This window comes from Stenotrophomonas sp. FW305-3-2-15-E-LB1, from assembly GCF_058787375.1.
Genome location: NZ_JBYSZR010000037.1, coordinates 22,314 through 29,583, shown reverse-complemented (window position 1 = coordinate 29,583; position 7,270 = coordinate 22,314). Strand labels below are relative to the sequence as shown.

Annotated in this window: 4 protein-coding genes; all 4 read right to left on the bottom strand. The window is 67.2% G+C overall.

The features are described from left to right. Positions 1 to 446: 446 nt before the first annotated feature. The 4 genes from AC3WL7_RS19520 to AC3WL7_RS19505 are packed head-to-tail and all read right to left on the bottom strand — an operon-like array spanning position 447 to position 7,202. Complete coding sequence (locus AC3WL7_RS19520) at positions 447 to 1,160, bottom strand: M15 family metallopeptidase (RefSeq protein ID WP_492752588.1); 714 nt, start codon at positions 1,158 to 1,160, stop codon at positions 447 to 449. Then, positions 1,093 to 2,616 (bottom strand): serine hydrolase domain-containing protein, encoded by a 1,524-nt coding sequence (locus AC3WL7_RS19515; RefSeq protein WP_492752601.1) that lies wholly within the window; start codon positions 2,614 to 2,616, stop codon positions 1,093 to 1,095. The genes AC3WL7_RS19520 and AC3WL7_RS19515 overlap by 68 nt, the downstream gene beginning before the upstream one ends. 44 nt (positions 2,617 to 2,660) lie before the next feature. Then, on the bottom strand, positions 2,661 to 5,684 hold the full coding sequence (locus tag AC3WL7_RS19510; RefSeq protein WP_492752585.1) for a TonB-dependent receptor: 3,024 nt from the start codon (positions 5,682 to 5,684) through the stop codon (positions 2,661 to 2,663). 51 nt (positions 5,685 to 5,735) lie between these two features. Continuing rightward, on the bottom strand, positions 5,736 to 7,202 hold the full coding sequence (locus tag AC3WL7_RS19505; protein ID WP_492752583.1) for a transglutaminase-like domain-containing protein: 1,467 nt from the start codon (positions 7,200 to 7,202) through the stop codon (positions 5,736 to 5,738). Positions 7,203 to 7,270: the final 68 nt, after the last annotated feature.

Below are 7,270 nucleotides of genomic sequence, written 5' to 3'. Positions count from 1 at the left end.
CGTGGTCGACACATCTGTCAGATATCGAATGAATTCATCCACGCATGGCGTGGCTCTACTGGGACGCGCGGCTGTTGGTAGGTGTCGACCTTGGTCGACACATCTGTCAGATATCGAATGAATTCATCCACGCATGGCGTGGCTCTACTGGGACGCGCGGCTGTTGGTGGGTGTCGACCGTTGGTCGACACATCTGTCAGACATCGATATCCGACCCCGTGCCGACCAACGGTCGGCACCCACCATCAGCAGCAGGACACCCACCAGAGCAGAACGCCATTCCGACAGGTCGCGACAAACTGTCGAAGGCGGGGTGGGTTATACGGCGTCCCCCTCAACCGGACCCACCCCGCCATCCCACGGAATGCAGGCTTTTGCTGTTGAGGTTGCCGGCCAGCGGCCGGCACTACCGCAGGTGCAGGGCTGCAAGCCCTGCAAAAAAAACATCACCTCACGGGAAAATCGTACGCGGTGCCGGCATCCGGTTCCGGCTGCAGCGTGTAGTGCCACCACTCCTGCGGGTAGTTGGCAAACCCTCGCCGCGCCATCGCCTGCTGCAACCGCTGCCGGTTCCCGCGCTGCGCCGCCGTCAGCCCCGCCGCGTCGGTATGCGCGCGCACGCCGAAGAAATCGAAATCCGTGCCCATGTCCATCACCACGCACGCGCCGGCCCGGCAATCCAGCAGCCCCAGGTCCACCGTCGCGCCCCGGCTGTGGCCTGAGCGCTCGGCAATGTAGCCATCGGCCAGCAGCTGCGGCTTGTCCAGGCCCGGGTACTGCAGCGCCTTGCGCGACTGCTCGTGCGGATCCTTCACCCAGGCCATGAAAGCCTGCACCGAACGCACCGGGCGATAGCAGTCGTAGAGGCGCAGCGCATAGCCCTCGGGGCGCAGGTCACCTTCCACTGCGGCCAGTGCCTTCGCCACCGGGGCCAGCAGGTAACACGACGAAGCCTCGTAACCCGGCACACGGGCGCCGGTGAAGTTGTTGCGGCCGGCGTAACGGATGTCCATCTCGATCTGCGGGGCCAGCGTGCGGATCTCCAGCAGGCCGGCGCTGGCCGCATCGGTGGCCGGCGAGATGCGTGGCGGCTCAGCGGCGTGCGTGCTGCCCGCCAGGGCAATCGCCAATACGAGTGAAATGCAGGTCCTGGAAGTCATAGCTGAAGTCGATGTCCGGATCGATGGCGCGCAGCTGCAGCGTGGGCGGGTCACCGTCACCGGGCTGCAGCCATGCCTGCGCGGATGCCTCCAGCGTATCCCAGTGCAACCGCCACCGGCGCCCCTGCTGCATCACGGTCGCAGCCAGTTTCGGCGAACGCAGCACCTCGAACCGCAGCGTGCCCGCAACCGGGCACAGCGTGGCCTCGCCCAGCCAGGGATCGCGGTAGCGCCCCTGCTGCGCCTGCAGCGCGCCGGCACCGACTGGCTCGATCGGATCGGGATACTCATCAACGTGGCCGATCACATCGGTCCGGCTCCGCTCATCGGCCAACGCCTGCAGATAGTCCTGCGCCGTCTGGCCCTCGGCAGGGGCGGTGAAGCGCTTCAGCATCGACTGCATCAGCACCGTGCGTGCATCCTCGCCCTCGCCGTTCATCAGCATCACCACGCCCACCCTGCGGTCCGGCAGCAGGGCCAGCGAGGAATACATGCCCGACAGCGTGCCGGTGTGCGCCACCTTCCACTGCCCGTCCATGTCCGAAACACGCCAGCCATAGCCGTAACCCATGAAGTGCGCGCTGTCCCAGCGGCGCTGCCGCTCGCCCAGCGGCATCGGCATGTGCAGGGTCCACAGCGTGCGCCGCTGGTCGCTGCCCAGCCAGCCGGGCACCAGCGCGGGGTCCAGCAGCACCTGCATCCAGCGCGTCATGTCGCGCAGCGAGCAACGGATGCCACCGGCGGCCATCGACGTCAGGTCGGGACTGATCGCCCCATCGGCGTTGATCACCACGTTGCGGCCCTTGCGCCACGCATGTGGCTGGGCGACGTTGCCCACGCGCTTCACCGACCATGCGCCCACCTGGCAGCGGTCCATGCCGAGCGGCTCGAATACCTGCTCGCGCAGCAACTGGTCATAGGGTCTGCCGCCAGCGGCGGCCGCCACTTCACCGGCCACCACGTACATCAGGTTGTCGTAGGCGTAGCCGCTGCGGAAGCTGCTGACCGGCTTCAGGTGGGCCAGCCCGGCGATGATGTCCGCGCGGGTATAGGCGTTGGGCTCCGGCCACAGCATCAGGTCGCCGGCGCCCAGGCCAAGGCCACTGTTGTGGATGAGCAGGTCCCGCACCTGCATGTGCCCGCCCACCCACGGGTCATGCATGGTGAAGCCGGGCAGGTGCTTGCGCACCGGGTCATCCCAGCGCAGCCGACCCTGCTCCACCAGGCGCGCCAGCAGTGCGGCGGTCATCGCCTTGCTGTTGGACGCGATCTTGAACAGCGTGTCTTCGTCGATGCGGCCGCCATCACCGCGCGCGCCTTCGGCGTGCTGGTAGACCACCCTTCCCTGCTCGACCACGGCCATGGCCAGCCCGGGCAGATGCGCGTGCTGGACCACGGCGGCGACATCGGCATCGATGGCGGCGGTGGCCGTCGGTTCCGCCGCCACGGCAGGCATGGCGGCCAGCGCCAGGAAACCCGACGCCACCCGCGCGGCATGCCTCAGAAGTTCCACGTCACCACCAGCTGCGTGTAGCGCGGCGCCTGCCAGCGGGTGCCCGTGGCGAAGGTGGCTTCGCGGTACTGGCCCGGCTGTGCTTCGTAGCGCTGGTGCACGTTGATGGTCTTCTGGTTGTTGGTCAGGTTGTACACCGACAGGCGGGCGCTGAGATCGATGCCCTCCACCGGCAGGCGCCAGGTCACGTTGGCCCCCATCGTCCAGGTCCACGGCAGGCGACCGAACGCGCCGCGCGGGCTGTACTCGAACTGGCGCTGGTCGTATGGCCCGGAGCAGTTGGCCACGCACAGCCAGCCGGTGCCGCCGCCACTGCCTTCGCTGGAGGTGCTGCCGCCTGCGATGGTGTCGTTCGGCCACATCACGCCATAGGCGGTGATCGGGCCGCCGGACTGCACCTGCAGCGTGGTGCCGAACGACCACTGCTTGTTCAGCGCATAGGCCGCGCGCAGCTTGATCTGGTGGCGGAAGTCGTTGAACAGCACGCCGTAGCGCTCATTGGTGGCCGGGTGGTCCCAGTACTGCACCATGCCGGTGTCGCCGTAGTTGGTATCGGAGTTCACCGGGCCTTCGAAGTTGCCATCGCTGCGCGACCACAGGTAGGAGGCGTTCAACATCCACTTCTCGTCCCAGGCGCGATCAATCTGGAATTCCAGGCCCTTGTAGGTGCGCTTGGGCTTGGAATAGCCGATGACCTCGCCGCTGCCGCCCTTGCGGTAGCCGCTGTTGGCGGTGTCGATGGTGATCCAGCCTTCGGTGGCGCAGCCGATGCTCTGGTCGCCCCACAAGGTCAGGCTCTCGCCGGGGTTGCCGATCGGCCACAGCGTGCTCGGCGTCGGGCCGCACGGGGTGTAGTTGATGCGGATGTCATCCAGCGCGCGGGTCATGCGCCGGTAGGTGGCGTTGACGCCCCACGACCAGGCCGCATTGATCATGCTCTGGAAGCCAAGGATGTATTCGTCCTGGTAGACCGCCTTCAGGTCGCGGTCCACGCTCTGCCGCAGGTCGGCGCCGCCGGTGTTCATGCGGGTGTCGGTCGGCCCGATCTGTGCGCCGATGATCGGTGCCATGTACGCCGAACCGGTCGGCGAGGTCTTCTGCTCCCAGCCTTCCAGCACGTAGTAGCTGTATTCGTCGATGAGGCCACCGGCGAAGTTGACGTTGATGTTGTTGGTGACCGGCAGGTAGTAGCGCCCCGCATTGCCGAACAGCTTGGTGCTGCCATCGCCGCGCATGTCCCACGAGAAACCGACGCGCGGGGCGAACAGGTCGTCCATCCTGATGAACGCCTTGCCCTCGGCGGTGCGGTTCTCGAAGCGGTCCCAGCGGATGCCCAGGTTGAGCATCAGGTTCGGGGTGATGTTCCAGATGTCTTCCAGGTAGAAGGCGTTGGCCTCGGTCTCGAATTTGCCGCCGGACTGGCGGTTGCGTGCGCGCAGCATCTCGGTGACGCCGGCCGGCACAAAGGCGTTGGCGCCGTCCCACACTTCATCGCCGGGCCGTGCCACGTAGGCGGTGTAGCTCAGCGCACCCGGCCCGGGGTAGCGGGTCGACTGGTCGGTGGTCATCAGCTCGCGGTCGAGGCCGAAGCGCAGCAGGTGGTCGCCCAGCTGCCATTCGAAATCCAGGCGCGCCACATCGCGGGTGTCATCGCGCTCGGCCACGGCGGTGCCGGTGGGATGGCAGCCGGCACGCAGGCCCTGCAGCTTGCCCAGGCGGGGGCCGTAGGTGCTGTCGGTGAACACCGGGCTGCAGGCCTGGTCCAGCGACGAGTTGGTGAAGGCGCGCTGGTTGTTCTGGCCGACCATGGCGCGGGCGGTGAAGTTCTGCCCGAAGTGGCCGGTATAGGTGGCCGACCAGTTGCGGCCGCCGGTCTCGGTGATGGAATCACCGCCCCAGGCACCGATCCGGTCGTCATCCCAGTCGTAGCCGTAGGACGCGTTGGTGACATCGCCCTCATCGGAGAACGCCAGCAGCGCCAGGCTGTGGTTGTCGTTGATGTTCCAGTCCAGCTTGGTGCCCCAGAAGCCGTTGCCGGAATTATTCTTGAACCAGGTGCTGCCGTCGGACGAGGTGTTGTGGCCGCGGTCGTCGCGGTCTTCGTACATGGCGAACAGGAACAGCGTGTCCTTGATGATCGGGCCCGAGCCCCAGACGTTGGTCTTCAGGAACGAGTTGTTGTCACGGCTGCCATAGGAATGGGCGGTGCCGTCGCGATGGAAGTGGTCGCGTCCACTGGAGCGACCGGCGCTGGGCTCGACGGTCACTTCCACGCCGCCCTCGAATTCGTTGCTGCCCGAGCGCGTCACTGCGTTGATGACGCCGCCGGTGGAGCGGCCGAATTCCACCGAGTAGCCACCGGTCTTGACCTGGAATTCGTTGAAGAAGGCGAACGGTGCGGTGCTGAAGCCACGCCGCGTGTACATGTCGGTGACGTTGAGGCCGTTGATGAACACCGCGTTCTCGGCCACCGATGAACCGGCAAAGGACAGGCCGCCGAACGAGGAGTTGCCGCCGACCACGCCCGGCGCCATCAGCGCCACGGCGGACAGATCCTGCGCCACCGGCAGCCGCGAGATTTCCTGGCGGTTGATGTTGAACGAGGTTTCGGTGGAATAGACATCCACGCGGTTGACCACACGCGTGCCGGTCACCTGCAGGGCATCGAGGTTGGTCACGCCGCCGGCGCTGGCCAGGTTGACCGTGGTGGTGCCGCCCACCGCCACGCTGACGGCGACCTGGTCACCCAGGTTCTGGCCCTCGCGGCTGAGCTGCAGCTGGTAGTCGCCTACCGGCAGCTGGCCAAGGCGGTAGCTGCCATCGGCGCCGACGGTGACGGTGCGGGTCAGCCCGGTGCTGCTGCTGACCACGGTGACCTGGTCACCGGCCGTGGCCCGGCCGGCCACGGCGCCGCTCACGTTCTGCGCCATCGCCATGCCGGGCAGCATGATGCCCAGACACGCCCCGAGGGCGACGCACAACGCCGCCCGCTTGATGCTGTAAGCCTTCATCCCCTGCTCTCTCCTGCAAGAATTGAATGGTGTGGTGGTGGAGGTTTCGCGCTAGCGTTGCCCGGACGGCAGTACCCGCCACTGGAGGTCATAGCCCCATTGGTCGAAGTACAGATTGCCGCCCGCCCACTCGGCCTCGCCGCGCTGCGAGTCGACCGTTTCCGAGCGGTAATGCTGTTTGGCCGGCACGAACGGCTGGCCGAAATCATCGTTGAAGGCGATGCGGTAGCCATCGAGGCCACCCAGGTAGAAGTCGCGCAGCGCCGGCGTTTCGCTGGCCAGCGCGCCGGTGGTCACGTCCATCGGCAGCCAGCCATACGGCGCCAGGTAGACCGCCCCCCAATCGTGCAGGTTGTTGTAGCCGCTGCCGTCGTCGGAGAACACCATGCCCGACTGCCAGCGTGCGGGAATGCCGTTCATGCGCAGCAGCGCGATCAGCAGCAGGGTCTGTTGGCCGCAGTCGGCATGGCCGGCGCGCAGGGCGTAATCGCTGAGGTTGCTGAGAGTGGAGTATTCGCGGGCGCCCGCCCACGGGATGCGATCAACCGCGGCGTACAGCCTGCGCACTACTTCATACGGGCGCGTCTCGCCCTGCAGCACCTGCTCGGAAAACAGTTTCAGCGCCGGGGTGAAGCGCACATGCGGCAACTGCTCGGCCAGGAACGGCTGCAGCGCCGGATCGGCCGGCGTGGGCTGCACCTTGGCTGGATCGATCGAGGTATGCCGCGCGTAGAGGGTGACCGCGTAGCGCACCTCGAAGTGTGTTGGCTGCCCCGCCACCGCCCGGGCTTCCATATAGGTGGTGCGCTGCAGGGTGCTGGCCGGGGCCACCCGCGCCTTGCCCGGCGTGCTGCCGAGCCATTGCACGCGTTCCTGCTGGCCGGGAATTTCGCGCGGGTACGGAATCCACGCGCGGATGGTTTCACCGGCCGGCACGGCATCGGCCTTCACCGTGAGCGACTGGGTGAAGGCAACGCGCTGCGGCAGCACCGAGGCCTGGCCCTGCTGCGCGGCGGCCGCAACCACGCGCGCGTGGTGCGCGTTGAGCACTTCGTTCGGGCCCGGCGCTGGCATCGGCGCATCGGCGCGGCGGCGGGCGCGCGCTTCATCGCTGAGCAGGAACAGGTTGGACGGCGCACGCTTGAAGTACCAGCGGGTGCCGTCGATATCCAGATGCTCGATGAGGCCGAGCTGATCCCAGCGCGCGAACTCGGCATCGGTCAGGTCGGGAATCCAGCGGCGTATGGCGGTTTTCGCTGCGGCTTCGTCCAGGCTGAAGTCCAGGCGGATGCGGCGCATGCGTTCGCGCTGGTAGGCGGCCGTGGCGGGCAGGTCGCCGCGCGCCAGCAGCGCTTCGGCCTGCCCGAAACGGCCGCTGTCGACCAGGTCGACCAGCCGCGTTTCGCCCGCTGCCTGTCTCCCGGCCTCCTGTGCGCCAGCCACCCACGGCCACAGCAGCAGCGCGGCACACAGGCCGGCGGCGGCAGGCAGACGCGGTTTGCGAACGGCGGGATCCACAGCGACACTTCCCCAGCGCGGGTGGTAACGGCTGTGTAGCACGGGCCGGAGAGAGGGTCAATTATTTA

Coding starts and splice junctions, on each gene's coding strand:
- AC3WL7_RS19515 (WP_492752601.1), bottom strand. CDS start 2,616: ATGCCTGCCGTGGCGGCGGAACCGACGGCCACCGCCGCCATCGATGCC.
- AC3WL7_RS19510 (WP_492752585.1), bottom strand. CDS start 5,684: ATGAAGGCTTACAGCATCAAGCGGGCGGCGTTGTGCGTCGCCCTCGGG.
- AC3WL7_RS19520 (WP_492752588.1), bottom strand. CDS start 1,160: ATGACTTCCAGGACCTGCATTTCACTCGTATTGGCGATTGCCCTGGCG.